Annotated in this window: 10 protein-coding genes and 3 tRNA genes; 8 read left to right on the forward strand and 5 right to left on the reverse strand. The window is 68.5% G+C overall.

Annotation, left to right across the window (positions count from 1 at the left end):
- Positions 1 to 152: 152 nt before the first annotated feature.
- Positions 153 to 1,220 carry an RNA polymerase sigma factor gene (locus ACFYSH_RS22815; RefSeq protein WP_388754776.1) on the forward strand — a complete coding sequence of 356 codons (1,068 nt, stop codon included), beginning with the start codon at positions 153 to 155 and terminating at the stop codon, positions 1,218 to 1,220.
- A gap of 40 nt (positions 1,221 to 1,260) precedes the next feature.
- Here the strand turns inward: ACFYSH_RS22815 and ACFYSH_RS22820 are convergent, their stop codons facing one another.
- The 4 genes from ACFYSH_RS22820 to ACFYSH_RS22835 form a co-directional block, all read right to left on the reverse strand.
- Positions 1,261 to 3,186 carry an ABC transporter ATP-binding protein gene (locus ACFYSH_RS22820; RefSeq protein WP_388754779.1) on the reverse strand — a complete coding sequence of 642 codons (1,926 nt, stop codon included), beginning with the start codon at positions 3,184 to 3,186 and terminating at the stop codon, positions 1,261 to 1,263.
- Entirely contained in the window at positions 3,186 to 4,919 is a 1,734-nt protein-coding gene (locus ACFYSH_RS22825) for an ABC transporter ATP-binding protein (RefSeq protein ID WP_359472558.1), read from the reverse strand. Before ACFYSH_RS22825 ends, ACFYSH_RS22820 begins: the two co-directional genes overlap by 1 nt.
- A 112-nt stretch (positions 4,920 to 5,031) precedes the next feature.
- Positions 5,032 to 6,477 carry an FGGY family carbohydrate kinase gene (locus tag ACFYSH_RS22830; protein ID WP_359472560.1) on the reverse strand — a complete coding sequence of 482 codons (1,446 nt, stop codon included), beginning with the start codon at positions 6,475 to 6,477 and terminating at the stop codon, positions 5,032 to 5,034.
- Positions 6,478 to 6,548: 71 nt separating this feature from the next.
- Entirely contained in the window at positions 6,549 to 6,851 is a 303-nt protein-coding gene (locus ACFYSH_RS22835) for a YtxH domain-containing protein (RefSeq protein ID WP_359472562.1), read from the reverse strand.
- Between the two features lie 193 nt (positions 6,852 to 7,044).
- Here ACFYSH_RS22835 and ACFYSH_RS22840 point away from each other — a divergent pair.
- From ACFYSH_RS22840 to ACFYSH_RS22850, 3 genes are all read left to right on the forward strand, one after another.
- Positions 7,045 to 7,117 (forward strand) — tRNA-Asn (locus ACFYSH_RS22840).
- Positions 7,118 to 7,122: 5 nt separating this feature from the next.
- Positions 7,123 to 7,195 (forward strand) — tRNA-Asn (locus ACFYSH_RS22845).
- 222 nt (positions 7,196 to 7,417) lie between these two features.
- Positions 7,418 to 7,491: transfer RNA gene (locus tag ACFYSH_RS22850), tRNA-Ile, on the forward strand.
- A 411-nt stretch (positions 7,492 to 7,902) separates the two neighbouring features.
- Here ACFYSH_RS22850 and ACFYSH_RS22855 read toward each other — a convergent pair.
- The gene (locus tag ACFYSH_RS22855; RefSeq protein ID WP_359472573.1) at positions 7,903 to 10,896 is read right to left on the reverse strand and encodes a VCBS repeat-containing protein; all 2,994 of its coding nucleotides are present in this window, start codon (positions 10,894 to 10,896) and stop codon (positions 7,903 to 7,905) included.
- Between the two features lie 253 nt (positions 10,897 to 11,149).
- Here ACFYSH_RS22855 and ACFYSH_RS22860 point away from each other — a divergent pair, with 253 nt between their 5' ends.
- The 4 genes from ACFYSH_RS22860 to ACFYSH_RS22875 all read left to right on the forward strand — a co-directional run bounded on the left by ACFYSH_RS22860 (position 11,150) and on the right by ACFYSH_RS22875 (position 19,236).
- Positions 11,150 to 17,512: an RHS repeat domain-containing protein gene (locus ACFYSH_RS22860; protein WP_388754784.1), complete on the forward strand. Its 6,363-nt coding sequence runs from the start codon at positions 11,150 to 11,152 to the stop codon at positions 17,510 to 17,512.
- A gap of 14 nt (positions 17,513 to 17,526) precedes the next feature.
- A complete protein-coding gene (locus tag ACFYSH_RS22865) occupies positions 17,527 to 17,814 on the forward strand; it encodes a hypothetical protein (protein WP_388754787.1) in 288 nt (95 codons plus the stop codon).
- Positions 17,815 to 18,273: 459 nt separating this feature from the next.
- A complete protein-coding gene (locus tag ACFYSH_RS22870; RefSeq protein ID WP_359472579.1) occupies positions 18,274 to 18,657 on the forward strand; it encodes a hypothetical protein in 384 nt (127 codons plus the stop codon).
- Between the two features lie 402 nt (positions 18,658 to 19,059).
- Positions 19,060 to 19,236 carry a hypothetical protein gene (locus tag ACFYSH_RS22875; RefSeq protein ID WP_388754790.1) on the forward strand — a complete coding sequence of 59 codons (177 nt, stop codon included), beginning with the start codon at positions 19,060 to 19,062 and terminating at the stop codon, positions 19,234 to 19,236.
- Positions 19,237 to 19,360: the final 124 nt, after the last annotated feature.

A 19,360-nucleotide genomic window follows, 5' to 3' on the forward strand; every position in this document is an offset into this window, starting at 1 on the left:
CCCGGACGCAAAAAGTCACCGCACGCCCCTCGTGGCAGAGATGTGTCGTACCCCACACTGGGTGGCGGTGCCTGAGTCATCGGAGCGCGGCGGTCCGCCCCGGGCGGACCTCCATCCCGCGATCCGGCAGCGATCACCTGGAGGTCGCACCCGTGCAGACCCGGACCGTGCCGCCCACGACCGAGCATGTCCCGGCGATCCCCGCGCAGAACCGGGTCACACGTCACCCGGAGGCGGCGAGCACGCCGGAACCGGTGCTGGAGGAGCCGGTGGAGACCCCGGAGCCGCGCAGCCGACCGGAGGCGGGCGGCCCGACGTCCGACCTCTTCCGCCAGTACTTACGCGAGATCGGGCGGATCCCGCTGCTCAGCGCCGCCGAGGAGGTGGACCTCGCCCGCCGCGTCGAGGCGGGACTCTTCGCCGAGGAACGGCTCGCCGGCACCCCCGACCCCGACTCCCGGCTCGCCGTCGACCTGGACCGGCTCGTGGTCATGGGGCGGATGGCGAAACGCCGGCTCATCGAGGCCAACCTCCGCCTCGTGGTCTCCGTGGCCAAGCGCTACGTGGGCCGCGGCCTGACCATGCTGGACCTGGTCCAGGAGGGCAACCTCGGCCTGATCAGGGCGGTCGAGAAGTTCGACTACGCCCGGGGCTACAAATTCTCCACGTACGCGACCTGGTGGATCCGCCAGGCGATGTCCCGTGCACTCGCAGACCAGGCCAGGACCATAAGGGTTCCGGTGCATGTCGTCGAGCTGATCAACCGGGTCGTACGCGTCCAGCGCCGCATGCTCCAGGAGCGCGGCTACGAGCCCACGGCCGAAGAGGTCGCGGCCGAGCTGGACCTGACGCCCGACCGGGTCGTCGAGGTGCGGCGCCTCGCCCAGGAGCCCGTGTCCCTGCACGCGCCCGTAGGCGAGGAGGACGACGTGGCCTTCGGCGACCTCATCGAGGACGGCGACGCAGCATCGCCCGTGGAGTCCGCGGCCTTCCTGCTGCTGCGCGAACACCTGGAGGCGGTGCTCTCCACCCTCGGCGAACGGGAGAGGAAGGTCGTCCAACTGCGCTACGGACTGGACGACGGGCGGCCCCGCACGCTCGAGGAGATCGGCCAGATCTTCGGCGTGACACGCGAACGCATCCGCCAGATCGAGGCCAAGACGCTCGACAAGCTGCGGGGCCACGCCTTCGCCGACCAGCTCCGCGGCTACCTGGACTGAGCGGAGCGGCGGGCGGTCACGGCATGGCCGGCCGCATCCGTCAGTCGACCTCGGCCAGCGCCTGCGCGAACTGCGCAGCATACAACCGTGCGTAGGCGCCCTTGGTGGCCAACAGGTCGTCATGGGTGCCCTGTTCGACGATCGAGCCGTTCTCCATCACCAGGATCACGTCCGCGTCCCGGATGGTGGAGAGCCGGTGGGCGATCACGAAGCTCGTACGGCCGTGGGCCAGCCGGGCCATCGCCTTCTGGATCAGCACCTCGGTCCGGGTGTCCACCGAGCTGGTCGCCTCGTCGAGCACCAGGATCACCGGATCGGACAGGAACGCCCGCGCGATCGTGATCAGTTGCTTCTCGCCCGCGCTGACGCCGGCCCCGTCGTCGTCGATCACCGTGTCGTACCCCTCGGGCAGCGTACGGACGAAGCGGTCGGCGTGGGCCGCCCGCGCCGCCTCCTCGATCTCCTCCCGGGTCACCTCCCGCGAGGACCCGTAGGCGATGTTCTCCGCGATCGTCCCGCCGAACAACCAGGTGTCCTGGAGCACCATCCCTATACCCGAACGGAGTTCGTCGCGCGACATCTTCGCCGCGTCGACCCCGTCGAGGGTGATCCGGCCGCCCGTCACCTCGTAGAAGCGCATCAGCAGGTTGACCAGGGTCGTCTTGCCGGCCCCCGTCGGGCCGACGATCGCGACCGTGTGGCCGGGCTCCACGCTCAGCGAGAGATCCTCGATGAGCGGCTTCTCCGGGTCGTACCGGAAGGACACGTTCTCCAGCGAGACGCTGCCACGCAGCTGCTCGGGCCGCTCGGCCGGGTCGGGGTCGGGCGTCTGCTCCTCGGCGTCCAGCAGGCCGAAGACCCGCTCCGCCGACGCGATGCCCGACTGCACCAGGTTCGCCATCGAGGCGACCTGCGTCAGCGGCATCGAGAACTGCCGCGAGTACTGGATGAACGCCTGCACGTCACCGATCGACAGGGCGCCCGAAGCGACCCGCAGCCCGCCGACGACCGCGACCAGCACATAGTTCAGGTTCGACACGAACATCATCAGCGGCTGCATGATCCCGCTGTTGAACTGGGCCTTGAAGCCCGCCTCGTACAACGCCTCGTTCTGCTCGGCGAAGTCCCGCGCGGACTCCTCCTGACGCCCGAAGACCTTCACCAGGGTGTGGCCGGTGTACATCTCCTCGATGTGGGCGTTGAGCTTTCCCGTCACCTTCCACTGCGCCACGAAGTGCGGCTGCGAACGCTTCCCGACCCGTGCCGCGACGAGAACCGACAACGGGATCGTGATCAGCGCCACCAGGGCGAGCAGCGGGGAGATCCAGAACATCATGATCAGCACGCCGACGATGGTCAGCAGGGAGTTGATGAGCTGGCCCATCGTCTGCTGCATCGTCTGCGAGATGTTGTCGATGTCGTTCGTGGCCCGGCTCAGCACCTCGCCACGCTGCTGCCGGTCGAAATAGGACAGCGGGAGCCGCGACAGCTTCGTCTGCAGGTCCTCGCGCAGCTGGAAGACGACCCGGTTGATCACCCGGATCGACAACCGGGTCGACACCAGCATCAGCAGCCCCGCCGCGACGTACACCACCAGTGCCGCCAGCAGGACCTGGCCCACCGCACCGAAGTCGATGCCGTCGCCGGGGACGAAGTCCACCCCGGTCAGCATGTCGGCGAGCCCGCCGTCACCCTGTTCGCGCAGACCGTCGACGGCCTGTTCCTTCGTCGTGCCGTCCGGCATCTGCCGTCCGACGACACCCGCGAAGATCAGGTCCGTGGCCCCGCCGAGGATCTTGGGCCCGGCCACGGAGAGCGCCACGCTCAGCGTTCCGGCGCCCAGCATCAGCCACAGCGAGGACTTCTCCTTGCTGAACCGTCTCAGCAGCCGCTTCCCGGACCCCTTGAAGTCCATGGACCGCTCGGTGGGCCCGCCGGCCATCATCCGTCCGCCCGGTCCTGCCATCAGGCGGCCTCCGCTTCCGTCAGCTGGGAGAGCACGATCTCCCGGTAGGTTTCGTTGCCTTCCATCAGCTCGTGATGGCTGCCCGTCCCGACGACCCGGCCCTCGTCCAGCACCAGGATCCGGTCGGCGTCACGGATCGTGGACACCCGCTGCGCCACGATCACCACGGTCGCCTCCGCCGTCTCACGGGACAGCGCACCGCGCAGCGCTGCGTCCGTCGCATAGTCCAAGGCCGAGAAGGAGTCGTCGAAGAGATAGATCTCCGGCCGCTGCACGAGCGTCCGCGCGATCGCGAGCCGCTGCCGCTGACCACCGGAGACATTGGTGCCGCCCTGCGCGATCGGCGCGTCGAGACCGTGCTCCAGCCCTTCCACGAAGTCCTTCGCCTGCGCCACCTCCAGCGCGTGCCACAGCTCCTCGTCGGTCGCGTCCGGATTGCCGTAGCGCAGATTCGTCGCGACCGTCCCCGAGAACAGGTACGGCTTCTGGGGGACCAGGCTCACGGTCTTCGCCAGCAGGACCGGGTCCAGCTTCCGCACGTCCGTACCGTCGACCAGCACCTCGCCGTCCGTCGCGTCGAACAGCCGTGGGACGAGACCGAGCAGCGTCGACTTCCCGCTGCCCGTCGACCCGATGATCGCGGTCGTCTCCCCGGGCCTCGCCACGAGATCGACCGAACGCAGCACCGGCTCCTCGGCACCCGGGAAACGGAACTCCGCGCCCCGTACCTCCAGATGCCCGTGCTCGAGCAGCTTCGTGACCGGAGCGGTGGGCGGCACCACGCTCGACTCGGTCTCCAGCACCTCCTGGATCCGCTCGGCACACACCTCGGCGCGCGGCACCATGATGAACATGAAGGTGGCCATCATCACCGACATGACGATCTGCATCAGATACGCGAGGAACGCGGTCAGCGCCCCGATCTGCATCCCGCCGCTGTCGATGCGGTGCGCACCGAACCAGACCACGGCGATGGACGACAGGTTCACCACCGTCATCACCGTCGGGAACATCAGGGCCATCAGCCGGCCCGTCGACACCGCGACGTCCGTCAGATCCGTGTTGGCGCCGCGGAAGCGTTCCTCCTCGTAGCCGTCACGGATGAAGGCGCGGATGACGCGGTTGCCGGTGATCTGCTCACGCAGCACACGGTTCACCGTGTCCAGCCGCTCCTGCATCGTGCGGAACAGCGGCCGCATCCTGCGCACGATGAGGCTCACCGAGATGCCGAGCACGGGCAGCACGGCCAGCAGCACCGCCGACAACGGGACGTCCTGGCCGAGCGCCATGATGACCCCACCGACACACATGATGGGCGCCGAGACCATCAGGGTGAACGCCATCAGGACGAGCATCTGGACCTGCTGCACGTCATTGGTCGTACGGGTGATGAGGGAGGGAGCCCCGAACCGCCCCACCTCACGCGCGGAGAACGACTGCACCCGGCCGAAGACGGAGGCCCGTACGTCGCGTCCGACGGCGGAGGCCGTGCGGGCACCGTAGTAGACCGCCCCGATGTTGCAGACGATCTGGATGACGCTGACGGCGATCATCACGCCGCCGAACTCCAGGATGTACCCCGTGTCACCCTTCACGACACCGTTGTCGATGATGTCCGCGTTGAGGCTGGGCAGATAGAGGCTTGCGCAGGTCTGCAGAAGCTGGAGCAGTACCAGCAGCACGATGGGACGTCTGTACGGACCCAGGTAGGTCCGCAGGAGTTTTATGAGCACACGAGTCTCTCGGAGTCGGCGAAGGGCAGAGGCCGGTCCATACTCCGGTACTCCGGACCGCTCCTGCCAACGCTTTTCCCCAAGCCCCGGTCAAATCCCGGAAGAGGGCCGCTCAGGCGGTTCCGCCGAACGCCCCGGGGTGGATCTGGTCGCGGGTCGCCCCGTACTGCTGGCGCACCGCGCGGCCCACAGGGAGCTCCTCACCGGGCTCCAGTACCTGCGCCGCCGCACCCTGCCAGGCCGGTGGGGTACGCGGATCGAGCTTCCCCTGCGAGACCCCGAGGGCCCACGCCGCCTGCCGGGCCGCGCCCAGCGCGGCGTATTCGGCGGGCTCCGGCACCACGACCTGGGTGCCGAACACCGCCGGTGCCAGGGCCTGCACGGCGGGCAGTTCGGCGGCCGCGCCCAGCAGGAACACCCGCCGCACCTCCACGCCACGGCCCCGTAGTACGTCCAGCGCGTCGGCCAGCGAGCACAGCATCCCCTCGAAGGCGGCCCGCGCCAGATGCTCGGGCTTCATCGACTCGCGCCGCAGCCCACTCAGGGTCCCCGCGGTGTGCGGCAGTTGCGGGGTGCGCTCACCCTCCAGATAGGGAAGCAGGACGAGCCCCGAGGCACCCGGCGTCGACTTCAGCGCCAGCGTGGACAGTTCGTCCAGCCCTTCCAGCCCCAGCATCTCGGCCGTGCCACGCAGCGCGCGCACGGCGTTCGAGGTGTGGACCACCGGCAGATGCATTCCCGTCGCGTCGGCGAAAGAAGTGATCATTCCCGAAGGGTCGGCCAGCGCCTCGTGGTGCACGGCCATCACCGAGCCCGAGGCGCCCAGCGACACGACGGCGTCCCCCACCGCGACACCCAGCCCGAAGGCAGCGGCCATCGTCTCGCCCGTGCCGGCCGAGATCAGCAGCCCCTCCGGGGTCATCCCGGCGGAGTCCGCCGGGCCGAGGACCTCGGGCAGCGCGGCCTGATGGCCGAGCGCGAGTTCCACGAGATCGGGCCGGTAGGACTCGGAGCCGGCCGACCAGTAGCCGGTGCCGGACGCGGCACCGCGGTCCGTCGTCCGGCGGGCCGGCCGGCCGAGGAGCTGCCACACCAGCCAGTCGTGCGGCTGCAGAACGGCGGCGACCCGCTGCGCGTTCTCCGGCTCGCTCCGCACCAGCCAGCGCAGCTTCGCCACGGGCTGCGCGGCCTGCGGAACGGCGCCGACGGCCTCGGCCCAGGCCTGCCGTCCTCCGAGCCCGTCGACCAGATCGGCCGCGGCGGCCTGAGCCCGCCGGTCGTTGCCGAGCAGCGCCGGCCGTACGAGATTGCCCTGGCGGTCCAGCGGCACCAGCCCGTGCTGCTGCGCGGACACGCCGATGGCCTGGACGCCTTCGAGCAGCCCTCCGGAGGCCGCCTCACCGAGTGAGAGCAGCCACGCCTGCGGATCCACCTCGGAGGACTTGGCCTCGACGGGATGCGCGGCGTACCCCTGCCGCAGCACCTCACCGGTGTCCGTGTCGCAGACGACGATGTGCGTGAAGGCGGATGAACTGTCCAAGCCGGCCACTATGCCCATGGCCTAGATTCTGCCGCACCCGCGGACCGTTCCCGCACCGGGCGGTGTGCCACCCGGTACGGGAGCGGGCCTCAGGTGTTCGTCGTACCCCAGTCGTCGCTGCCGTTGTGGCCGCTGCGTTCCCGCAGGGAGCGCACCCGCTCGGAGACGGACACGGGGACCTTGTCCCCGACCTTCTCGCTCACCGAGTGGTACGCCTTGCCGGCGAAATCCCGGCTGCCGTGCGCGGCGGACTCCGCCGCGTTCCGCACAGCGGGATTCTCGGCCAGCGTCTGCGCGGCCTTCTTCAGCTGCTCGTAACGCTCGCGCCCGGCTCGCGTGCCGAGCACGTAACCGAGGGCCACTCCGGCGATGAACGTGAGCCGGTACCGCATGGCTGCCACCCTTCCTTCGCTCCGTGCGATGTGTGCTGGGACGTGTCCCGCCCGCCTACCCGCAGACACCCGAGATCACCCCGGAAGGAACGGATTGGCGGAGCACCCCCCTGCTTGCGCTAATGTATGTGTCGCAGCGAACGCACGCCGCTCGGCAGCAGCCAGGCAGGTAGGGTTCGAGGCGACGCAGCAATCCCCTGTAGCTCAATTGGCAGAGCAGCCGGCTGTTAACCGGCAGGTTACTGGTTCGAGTCCAGTCGGGGGAGCGCGATCCCCTGTAGCTCAATTGGCAGAGCATTCGGCTGTTAACCGGAGGGTTACTGGTTCGAGTCCAGTCGGGGGAGCGAGACGGAAGAGGGCCCTTCGGGGCCCTTTTTCGCGTGCCCGCGCAGGAGTGCTCCGTGGCCGTACGTGACTCTTTCGGAGTGATTCCGTGCCGCTCGGAACCGGGCGGCACGGGGCGAAGTCTTCATGGTCACGCGAAGCCGACCACGCGAAGCAGGAGATCGTATGACCGGCTATGCTGCGGCAGACGGCGCGCACACTTGTACGCGCCACGCCGAGACGGGGCGGTAGCTCAGCCGGTTAGAGCAGCGGACTCATAATCCGTCGGCCGTGGGTTCGAGTCCCACCCGCCCCACCCAGCATCCCCAGGCAGAATCGTTCTGACCTGGGGAAACGTAGATTTCGCGGCTTTTTTCCGTGCGGTACTAGCCGCGCATCGTGCGGTACTGGCCCGCTGTCGCAGCATGTCAGCACACTTCAGATGCGTCTGACGTGGCCTTTTACGGCGATTGCCGGGGAGAGCATCGTGGTGCGGTCCCGCGGCCGTCGAGGGGCTGCCGCGCTTCGCCAAATGCTGGTCGATCTTGAGCTCGCGTCCGAGCATTGCCGTGATCACCGAGTTCTTCATGGCGGCCGGCGGGCGTAAGCCTGCCGCCTGAGGGGCTATTTCAACCAGACCACTGCCGTCGCCCGGCCGTCTCCCGGGGCGGCGCGGGCCGTTCCTTCGCGTTCGGGCCGCACCGCCCTGGGAGTCATCGGGGCAGGGTCAGGCGATGGACCTGATGGTGTGCCAGCCTCCGGGCCCGACGAGGAGCGGCGGCTGTGCTCCGCCGGTTGCCCGGCCGGGGTGGAGCATCAGGTTGCCGTTGCCCGTGACCAGGTGGGTGGACCACAGGTCGGTGACGCCGTCCCCGTTGGCATCTCCGGGCGCAGTCATCAGCGGGTGGGTGGCGGCGGGCAGGCCGGTCGCATAGGCGGTGCGGGTGGCCGGGTCGGCGAGGGAGAACGAGTCTGTGCCGCCGTCCGGGCCGGGCTTGCCCCGGTGGAGCCAGACCTGACCGCTGACGGTGTCGCGGGCAATCAGGTCGGGGTGGCCGTCGCCGTCCAGGTCGCCGGGGGAGACCAGGGTCATGTTCTTCCAGCCGGTGTCGGCGATGGGGTAGCCGTAGTCGAGGTGGCCCCCGGTGTAGCCGGGCAGGTACCACAGGGAGTCGCCGATCACGGCGGCGAAGTCGACCTTGGCGGCGTCGGGATCGGCGCCCATGTCACCGAGGGAGACGAGCTGGTCGACGGAGGCGGGGTCGATGTACTCGGGCTCGCCCGGAGAGGCGAACTGGCCGACCTCCTGGCGGGTCTCCTCATCCACACGGCCGAGGCCGTCGGTGGGGTAGAGCCACAGTTTGCCGTCACTCTGGCGGGTGATCAGGTCCTCGTACCCGTCCGCCGTCCAGTCGCCCCGGTGGGTGATGAGGGAGCCTGCCCACTGTCCGGTCGTGGAGACGTCCATCCGGGCGCCGAAGCGGCCTTCACCGTTGCCGGGATAGAAGCGCAGGTTGCTGGTCGAGTCCACGGCGTAGAGGTCGGGGTGGCCGTCGCCGTTGAGGTCACCCGGCTTCTCGGGGGTCCCGGGGCTGGAAGCGTAGAAGAGGTAGGCCTGGGTGTCGGACTTGTTGCCGGCCCCGTCGTGGCTGACGACGTACAGGATGTGGGGGCCGGTGTGGGTAGGGGTGAGCCTGACCGTCACGGAGCCGCCTGCCGATGACGGGACGGCCTCGGTGGTGGGCGGGTTGGTGTTCAGCCCGTAGCTGTACTTCACGACGTCGGAGACGCCCCCGGAGGCCAGGGTGAACGATCCTTCGGTCCGGGCCGGCGCGCCCCAGGTGCCGCCGTCACCGTTCGGGAACTCGGTGGAGGTCACGCCTGGCGGGGACGAGGGACGGCTGGAGTCGAAGCCGAACGCGCAGCCGCCACCGGTGGGGGTGTATCCGGAGGACGTGTGGGCGTCGAGGGCCGACACCTTCCAGGAGAACCGCCCCCCGGACCCGAAGCCCTCGTAGCGCTTGAGGTCGTTCTTGGAGACCACGGTGGAGGCCATGCTGCCGGAGGTGACCTGGACGTCGCGGTTGATGATCAGGACCCCGTCCGCCGCGTCGTTGGGGTGCTTGCCGGTGGGCCACAGGTGGAAGCGCGCCTTGACGGTGCCTCCGTCCGGGTCGGAGATCTTCGCCCTGAGGGTCACGTCCGTGTTGCCCAGGGTGACGTAGGGAGCGACGTTGCAGGCCGTACTCGTGCTGGTGGAGGGCGAAGTCTGCAGGCTGGAAGGCGTGTTGGGCTTGCGGTTGTAGCTGATGATGATCTTCGGGTTGTTGTTGAACCGCTTCCAGGTGTAGGTGTCCGTCTCCGAGGTGGAGCGCAGTCCGACCGTGATGTTCGCCCAGTTTCCCGCGGCGGCGCGCTCGGCGGCGACCTTCGCGTCGAAGTCGACCGCGCGGGCGTCGCAGCTTGAGTCGTAGCCGTAGGCGAAGGACTTGGTCTGCAGTTTGGTGGACCAGGAAGGCTGCTTGCTCCAGGTGGTCTGGTTCGAAATGCCGCCGGTCAGCCACAGTTCGGTGCTGCGCCCGGAGCAGGACCAGGAGTACGTGTTGGTGATCTGGAACTGGGCGGAGAGGACCTGGACCCCGCCCAGACCCTTGGAGTTGAGGCGGAAGAAGGCGCGGGACTTGCCGCCGGTGTCCTTCTCGTAGCCGACGCGCGGCTGGTCCTTGTAACTGCCGTTCCAGTTGGCGCCGTTCCAGTAGGAGGTGGAGGGGTAGCGGGAGTAGGCGATGGTCCACGCCTGCTTCGCGCCGTTGAAGTTCGGGTCGAGGTAGACCGGGTAGGTGGTGGCCTCGCCGTTGAGCAGCTCCTGGTCGGGCGTCAGTGTCAGGGCGTCGGGCGAGAGGGTCAGCGGCAGGTCGGCGGTCTGGACGCCGGGGTCGGACTCCTGGGCGAGGGCGGCGCGGCGGGCCGTGCCGGTGGTCGAGGAGTCCCACATGCGCGGCGTCGAGGTGGAGAAGATCTCCTGGCCCTGCGGGGTGACGGCGCGAAGGGTGTCGGACGCCTCGTCCTTCTCGACCCGCAGCCCGTCCGCTTCGAGGCCGTAGGTGATGGTCTTCAGACGGGGCTGCGCCGCGGCCTGTGCGTCCTTCACGATGAGTACGTGTCCAAAGCCGTCCAGCTTTGCCGAGACCGCCAGATCGACGCCGGGAAGGACCTCCGGGTAGGTCGCGGTGGGGCCGTCCAACTGCGGCTGCGGCAACGGGTCGGGCCACTTCAGGGTGACGCTGCGCCCCTTGTCGGTGAAGGTGGCCAGCTCCCCGTCGCCACCGGCGGAGAAGGTGACTTCGCCGGGGGCCGCGGTGGGGGCGAGCCGGGCACCGCTGCGGACCAGGTCGGTGTTGATCGCCTGCCACTGGCCGGCCCGCTTGACGCGCACCGGAGCGGTGTGTTCGGTGCGACGCATGGTGCCGTCGGGCATGGCGTGGACTTCGCCGGTCTCCGTACGGGCGGAGGTGACTTCGACCGGCTCGCCCTCGGCCGTCGCGCGTGCCGATGCCTTGGCCTCGGCAGCCATGAGAGCCGTCGCGTCATGAGGGGCGTTCGTCGGCTGTGCCGGTGCGGCGTGGGCGGGGACTGCGCCTGCGAGGCAGGTGGCGGTGAGAAGTCCGGCGAGTAGCACGCTGGTGCGCCGCCGTCTCAACCTTCCCGGTATGTACGACATTTGTTGACTGTTTCCTGTCGAGAAGTCGGTGAGGCCATATCCGCACAGGGGTGGCGTCTTGGCCTGCATCTGCATCTGCGTCTGTGCGCTGCGGCGCTCCGAATGGCCCCTCCGGTCGCGGATCACGTCTTTCCGGGCGAAAGATCGCGCAATGCCAGTGACCGTCATGTGGAGGAGAAGGTCAAGGATTGACTTTACCTTCACTTTAACTTTACATTGTGCGCCTCTCGGCGATCTTGTGAGGACTCCTCTCGTGTACGTGGACACCACGCTGCCCAAAATCCGGTACCTGGCCCAAGTCCTGGTCACCATCGCCATCGTGTGCATGGTGGCGCTCATGGTGTCCCTGATCCCAGGCATGAACGTCGCTCAGGCCGCGGAGCAGAAGTCCGAACCGCCGGGCGTGCGGCACGAGAAGTCCATACCCGGCGAGGACTTCGCGCCGCGGAAGCAGGAACGTTCCAGCGGCGCGAATCGCAACTGGAAGGCACCCGGGACGAGCTGGCCGACCGGTAAGCGGACCGCACGGATCGCCGCGGCCCCGGCCAAGGCCGGGACGGCCTCCACCGGCACGGGGCCGGTAACGCTGCATCAGGCGAGTGGCGCCCGGACCGAGGACAGCGCCGAAGCCGGTCTCGTGGAAATCGAGGTCAAGGACCGGAAGGCCGCGGAAGAGGCGGGCATCAACGGAGTCCTGTTCACCGTGACTCCCACCGTTTCGCCGGCGGCGAGCACAGCCAGATCCGCAGCGGGCGTCACACTCTCGGGCAAGGCCCAAGTCGCTTTCGATTACCGGGATTACGAGGGCAGTTTCGGCGCGAACTGGGGATCCCGCCTAGAACTGATCGACACCGCCACCGGGAAGTCCGTCACCCGGCACAACGACTCCTCGACGCGTCGGCTGACCGGCGAGATCGATCTCCCCGAGGCCCGTGCGGGCCAGGTCCAGCCACTCACCCTGGCCGCAGTGGCGCAGGCGGCGGGATCGGGCGGCGACTACTCCGCCACGTCGCTGTCCCCTTCCGGTTCCTGGATGGGCGGCTCCTCATCGGGCGGCTTCTCGTGGACGTATCCCGTGGACGCGCCGGAGGTCCCGGGCGGGCCGGAGCCGGAGGTCGCGCTGGGCTACTCCTCGCAGGCCATCGACGGGCGTACCGCCTCGACGAACGCGCAGTCCTCGTGGATCGCGGAGGGCTGGGACTACGAACCCGGCTTCATCGAGCGCAAGTACCGCTCCTGCACGGACGACCAGGGCACCGGTGCCAACAACCCGGGCCAGGCGGGCAAGACCGGGGACCTGTGTTTCGGGTCAGACCAGATGGTGATGTCCCTGGACGGGTCCTCGACCGAGCTGGTCAAGGATGACGCGAGCGGCACCTGGCGGCCGGCGGACGACGACGGCTCCAAGCTGGAGCGCAGGACCGGCGCGGACAACGGTGCGCAGGGCGGCGAGTTCTGGGTCCTGACCACCACGGACGGCACGCAGTACCACTTCGGCCTCAACAAGCTGCCCGGTGCCGCGGCCCAGCGCACCAACTCCGCCCTGACCGTCCCGGTCGCCGGCAACCACGCGGACGAGCCGTGTCACGCCTCCGCGTTCGCCGACTCGTTCTGCGACCAGGGCTGGCGCTGGATGCTCGACTACGTCGTCGACCCGCGCGGCGACGCCATGTCCCTGTGGTGGGCCAAGGAGTCCAACCACTACGGCAAGAACAACAAGCCCGCCGGCGTGAAGTACGACCGCGGCGCGTACCTGAAGAACATCGACTACGGGCAGCGCGCCGACAAGCTGTTCACCCAGAACGCCGCCGCGCGCATCGCGTTCACTGTGGCCGAGCGGTGCATATCCGGCTCGGACTTCACCTGCGCGGAGGCCGACCGGACCTTGGCCAACGCCAAGCACTGGCCGGACACCCCCATCGATCAGCAGTGCAACGCCGGTGAACAGTGCAAGGACAAGAACTCCCCGACGTTCTGGTCCACCAAGCGCCTCACGAAGATCACCACCCAGGTCAACAACGCCGGCTTCAAAAACGTCGACTCTTTCACCCTGGACCAGAACTTCCCCGCCACGGGGGACGGCACCTCGCCCGCCCTGTGGCTGAAGTCCATCGAGCGCACCGGCCACGGCCAGGACGGCACCACCGCGACCATGCCGAAGGTCACCTTCCGCGGTGAGCAGATGGACAACCGGGTCGACGGCTTCGAGGGCCTGGAGCCCTTCTCCCGCTACCGGATCCACGCCGTGGACACCGAGAACGGCGGCACGATCGGCGTCACCTACTCCCCGCAGGAGTGCAAGCGCGGCGGCACGATGCCCACCGCCCCGCACACCAACACGCTGCGCTGCTACCCGCAGAACTGGACGCCGAAGGGCGCCCTGGAACCGATCACCGACTACTTCCACAAGTACGTGGTCACGCAGGTCCGCGAGGAGGACAACGTCACCGACGCCGTGGCCAAGGTGACGAGCTACGAGTACCTGGGCGGCGCGGCCTGGGCGTACGACGACTCGGAGAACACCGAGGCCAAGCGGCGCACCTGGTCGCAGTACCGCGGCTACGAGAAGGTCCGCACCCGGCTGGGGTCCGGCACCGACGTCAAGCAGCTGACCGAGAACCGCTACTTCCGCGGCATGCACGGGGACAAGCTGCCGTCGGGCACCCGCTCGGTGGAGGTCGAGGACTCCGAGGGCGGCAAAATCGCCGACCGCTTGGAGTTCCAGGGCCAGTTGCGCGAGGAGATCACCTACGCCTCCGACGGCGGAGCGATCGCCGCGGCCACCAAGCTGACGCCCTCCGCGGTGAAGACCGCCGAGCGCAAGCGCACCGGCACCACCCCGCTCCAGGCGTACATGGTGTCCCCGGTCAAGTCCGAAACCCGTGAACACGTCAAGGACTCCACCTGGCGGCGCAGCTCGGAGACCACCACGTACGACAGCGACGGACTGCCCACCGAGGTCGAGGAGACCACCGGGTCGGGCAAGAAGGTGTGCACCCGGATCGAGTACGCCCGCAACACCGCACAGCACATCCTCGACACCGAGTCCCGCGAGGTCACCACCACCGGAGCGTGCGGTGCCCCCGGAGAGAAGGTCATCGACGACACGCGGTCCCTCTACGACGGCGGCGCGTACAAGGCCGCTCCGACCCGGGGCCTGGTCACCGAGGTCCAGGAGCTCAACGCGGCGGGCGACGGGCACATCACGGTCGACCGGACCGAGTACGACATCCACGGCCGGGAGATCAAGACCTTCGACGTCGAGGGCGATGAGACCCGGATCGCCTTCACCCCGGCCACCGGCGCCGTCCCCACCAAGCAGGTCGACACCGACCCGCTCGGCCACACCGAGACCACTGAGTTCGACCACCGGGGCCTGCCCACCGCGGAGACCGACGCCAACGGCAAGCGCGTCGACATGCGCTACGACCCGCTCGGGCGCCTGCTGAAGGTCTGGGACATCGACCGGGACCAAGCCACCCAGTCCCCGTCCGCCGAGTACGACTACACCGTCCGGCGCGACGGCCCGACGATCGTCACCAACAGGACCCTGAAGGACGACGGTTCGTACGCCACGAGCTACGAGATCCTCGACGGTCTGCTGCGAACCCGCCAGACGCAGGACGCCGCGGTCGGCGGCGAGGGCCGCATCGTGAGCGACACCTTCTACGACAGCGTGGGCCGTACGTACAAGAGCAACGACGGCTACTACAACGACCAGAACGTGGCCCCCAGCCTGCTGACCGTCGGCGACAACGTGGTGCCCTCGCAGACCCGTGTCGTCTCCGACGGCCTCGGTGAGGAGACCGCCGAGGTCACCTACCACTACGGCGACGAGAAGTTCCGCAGCACCACTGTCAAGGACGGCGACGCCGTCACCGTCACCCCGCCCAAGGGGGAGACGGTGACCACCACCTACCAGGACACCGACGGCCGCGACACCAAGCTGCGCGAGTACACCAAGGCCGACCGGTCCGCCTGGCACGACACCACTTACGGCTACGACGACCAGGACCAGCTGACCAAGGTCACCGAGCCCGGCGGCGGTGAGCACACCTTCACCTACGACGCCCGGGGCCGGCAGACCTCGGCAACCGATCCCGACGGCGGCACCACACGCTTCGAGTACGACCGGGGCGACAACCTCACCACCGTCGTAGACGCCCGCGGCAACAAGCTGGTCACCACCTTCGACAAGGCCGGCCGCCCCACCAGCCTGCGCGAGGACTCCGCGAGCGGCCCCAAGCGGGTCGAGTGGACCTACGACAGCCTCGGCAAGGGTCTGCCCGTCGCCTCCATCCGCTACGACAAGGACGGCAACGCCTACCGCGACGAGGTGACGGAGTACGACGCCAACTACCGGCCGCGTACCACCAGGACCACCATTCCGGCGGCCGCCGGAAAGACCTCCGGCGAGTACACCTACACCTACGCCTACACGTCCACGGGCAACCTGTCCTGGGTCGAGCTGCCCAAGGTCGGGCCGATGGCCAAGGAACGCCTGGTCTTCCGGTACAACGGTGACGACCTGCCCATCTCCATCTCCGGTGCCGCCAACTACGTCACCGACGTCACGTACTCCAAGTACGGAGAGATCCTCCGCTCCGAGGCCGGGCCCGCCGGCAAGAAGCTCTTCTCCACCTACTTCTACAACGACTTCACCCGCAGGACCGACCGCGTCGTCCACGACCGTTCCGTCCAGCCCGGCCGGATCGACGACACCGCCTACTCGTACGACGACGCGGGCAACGTCACCGGCATCTCCCGCACCCCCGGTGAGGGGATGCCCGACGGGCAGACCGGCACCGACACCCAGTGCTTCGCCTACGACCAGCTGCGCCGCATGACCTCCGCCTGGACGGCGCGGGAGAAGTGCGCGGCGGACGGCCCGAGCAAGGAGACGGTCGGCGGGCCCGAGGCGTACTGGCAGTCCTACGAGTTCGACGCGTCCGGCAACCGCACCAAGCTGGTCGAGCACGACCCCGCTGGAAACGCGGCCAAGGACATCACCCGCACCTACGACTACGGCGGTGACGCGGGTGGCCCGAACCGGCTGAACGAGATCATCTCCACCGGCATCGACGGCACCACCAGGTCCACCTTCGGCTACGACAAGGCCGGCAACACCACCACCCGCCAGAACGGCGGCACCACCCAGTCCCTGGCCTGGGACGTCGAGGGCAACCTGGAATCCGTCACCGAGCCCAGGGAAGGCGGAGGCGAGAAGAAGACCTCCTACTTCTACGACGCCTCTGGTGAGCGTCTCCTGCGTACCGGCGCGGACGGAGCCACCACCCTCTACCTCGGCGAGACCGAACTGACCGTCAAGGCGGACGGAACCGAATCGGTGCAGCGCTCCTATGCGCACCCCGACGGCGCCACCACCGTCCGCTCCTCCGACGGTGGACGCGAGGTCCTCCTCGCCGACCACCACGGCTCCACCCAGACCTCCGTCGACATGACCGAGGTCGGTATGCCGGTCACCCGGCGCCTGCTCACCCCGTTCGGCGAGAACCGCGGCGCGGCCCCGTCCACCTGGCCCGGACACCGCGGATTCGTCGGCGGCACCCGAGACCAGGACACCGGTCTCACCCAGCTCGGCGCCCGCCCCTACGACCCCGCCACCGGCCGCTTCCTGTCCGTCGACCCCATGGTCGACTACGAGCAGCCCGCCACCATCAACCCCTACGCCTACGCCAACAACGCACCCGCCACCTTCTCCGACCCTGAAGGCCTCTTCTTCCCCATCCTGATCGGTATCGCGGCCCGTATCGCGATCCAGGCGGCCATCCGCGCCGCCGCCCGCCGGGCCGCCCAGATCGCCGCCCGCAAGGCGGCCGAGGCCCTCCGCAAGAGGCTCCTGGCCGAAGCCCGCAAGCGCGCCATCGCCGCGGCCCGCAAGAAGGCCGCCGCCAAGGCCAAGCGCGAAGCCGCCCGCAAGGCCGCCGCGGCGAAGCGCGCCGCCGCCAAGCGGGCCGCCCAGCGCGCCGCCGCGAAGCGGGCGGCAGCACGCCAGGCCGCCGCGCGCGCCAAGCAGAGCGCCCAGCGCGCCGCGGCGAAGAAGGCCCAGGCGGCCCGCGCCGCCGCCCGCAAGGCCAAGCCCAAGCCCAGGCCGCAGCCGAAGTCCCAGCCGAGGCCCAGGCCCAAGCCGTCGCAGAAGGCGAAGCCGGCCCAGCAGAAGAAGGCCAGCCCGAAGCAGTCGGCCGGCAGCAAGGCCCGCGAGGAGATCAAGAGCGAGGCCAGGGGGCAGGCCGAAGACGCCGCCACCTCCGCTCCAGGTAACGATGGGCCCTCTGCTTGTAACGGGACCTCGAATTGCGCCGTGCATCAGAACCAACCGGACAAGATCACCGGCTACACGCCACACGGCCTGCACCAAGCGATTGGACGCAATGACGGTCGGGGGGTCAACCTTGAGAAGATGGTCGACGCTGTACGCGACCCGAAGAAGATCACTCACATGGTGGACCACAGAGGTCTGCAGTGGCGGTTCCAGGGAAAGGGGCGGGGGGCGACAGTCGTTCTCAACGAGTTTGGGCGAGTGATCACGACCTTCGGGAAATCGCGCGGCCCTTGGGCCGGGAAGCGTTCAGCGCGTCCCAAGGACATGCATTGATTGATGGAGAAGCTGTGGAACATCATGACGGAGTCGCTGAAGCCGCTCGTCCAGCTTGGTTCACCGGTGGAACGCGCCTGTTCGGTGATTTCATGTCCCTCATCGAGGGGCAACCGAAAATGCTGGCCATTTCCAGTGCAAAGAAGCTGCCGAGTAGCCAGTCAATTCAAGAAGTGCTGGACTATTTGTCTGACGAGTTCATGAGGTCAGGTACGGGCCCTGATTGGGAACCGAATCAACGCGGTCATCTCTTGGAGGACTTGATCGATGTCTTCAACGACCTGCTGCCTGAAGAGGATTGATCGTCCCGATCTCGGCCACCTTGTTGCTGATGGAGCCGGTGAGTGGCGTTAATCTCGAGCCCGCATGATCGCGGTCGAGGCAGGGGAAGCGGTCACGGTCGAGCACGGTGTCCCGAAAGGTGAGCTGTACTTCGGTCCCCCCTGCCACGTGGCCGACGCGGCTCGTGAAGGCTTTGAGTACCTCCCCGGATATGTCGGCAGTCGGTGTCAAGCGCCCACTGGCCTTTATGTACTCCGACAAGGCGCTTCATTCCTGACCGATGGACCATTTCGGCCGGTGAGCCCGCAGTGATGCCGACCGCCGCCCAGCAGATCTTCTGGCCAGATTGACGGCAGAATCGATGAGCGCGGATATCGGCCGCTGTCTGGTGGGGACGTCGATTTGGATGTGCCTGGACGCTTGTCGAGCCCGAAGCTCACGGGCCAGTTCGAACAGTTCTCTCTGGAAGGATGCAAGTGGTGAGCGATCGGTGGAAGGACCCCGGGGTTCTGCGGGGCGCGGTGAGCGGGGCTGAGGCGTTCAGCCTGCCGGCTGCGGACGCCACGGCTGGGTCTTTCGAGGTGGAGTACGTGGTCACCGGAGTGGGCGTGAGCGAGATTTCCTACACCACAGGACCTGGCGACGCGGGCGAGGTGGTGGTCGAGGGACCACGTCTTCCCTGGCGTACCACGGTACGCATGGCGGGTGCGGAGGCTGTGCCGGTGCTGAGCGTCATGCTGAGCGAGGACGGGGGCCGAATCGAGAGTGTGATCCGTGTCGACGGTTTGGAGGCGATGCGGTCGACGGCGGCCGGGGCGTCGGGAACGTCGGTGTGTGTCGCCGAGCCGGGCGGAGCGTGGTGACGCGAGGTCGGTCTCCAGTACATCCCGCTCATGAATCGGCTTGCGGATGCCGTTGTGTACCGCTCGGACACGGTCGGCATCGCGCCGCCCACTCGTCCTGAGCACGTGTCGCTGGTCGTGGGGGCTACCTCACGGGGATCAGCCGGAACCACCGACCGGAGCGCGAAGACGGGCCGGTGTGCGTGAAAACCGGCCAGTGAGCCTTTCAGGATGGCCACCGATCAGGTGACGGAGCTGGTGTGCAGGCGGGGCCCGCAACGGACAGGGCTCCCGTGCCGTTGGAGAGGTGTTCTACGTCTCGACCCCACGGCACAGGAGTCCTGTTGGTTCCCTGTCCTGCCGCACTCGACCTCCCTCACGCTCTGGTCGAGCGGGTCATGATGCTCATCGTCACCCGCGAGGGTGACCGACGGTGCGAACTTCCGCCGCATCAGAGGGCGCTCGTCGCGCTCGTGTACCTGCGCCACCACGAAACCCCTCGCCCGGACCGCCGCGGGCTTCGGGATATCCGTCGGCACCGCCCACGCCTACGTCACCGCCGTCACCGGCTGCTCGCCGACCGCGCCCCGGTCCTACTGAAGACCCTGCGCGAGCATGACCCCGACTTCGTCCTCCTCGACGGGACGCTTGCAGAGTGCGACCGCGTCGGCGACAGCCGTGCCGACAATCGGCCAAGCACTGCCGACACGGGGCGAACATCCAG

The organism is Streptomyces sp. NPDC005791, assembly GCF_042871485.1.
In the GTDB taxonomy this organism is placed as follows: domain Bacteria; phylum Actinomycetota; class Actinomycetes; order Streptomycetales; family Streptomycetaceae; genus Streptomyces.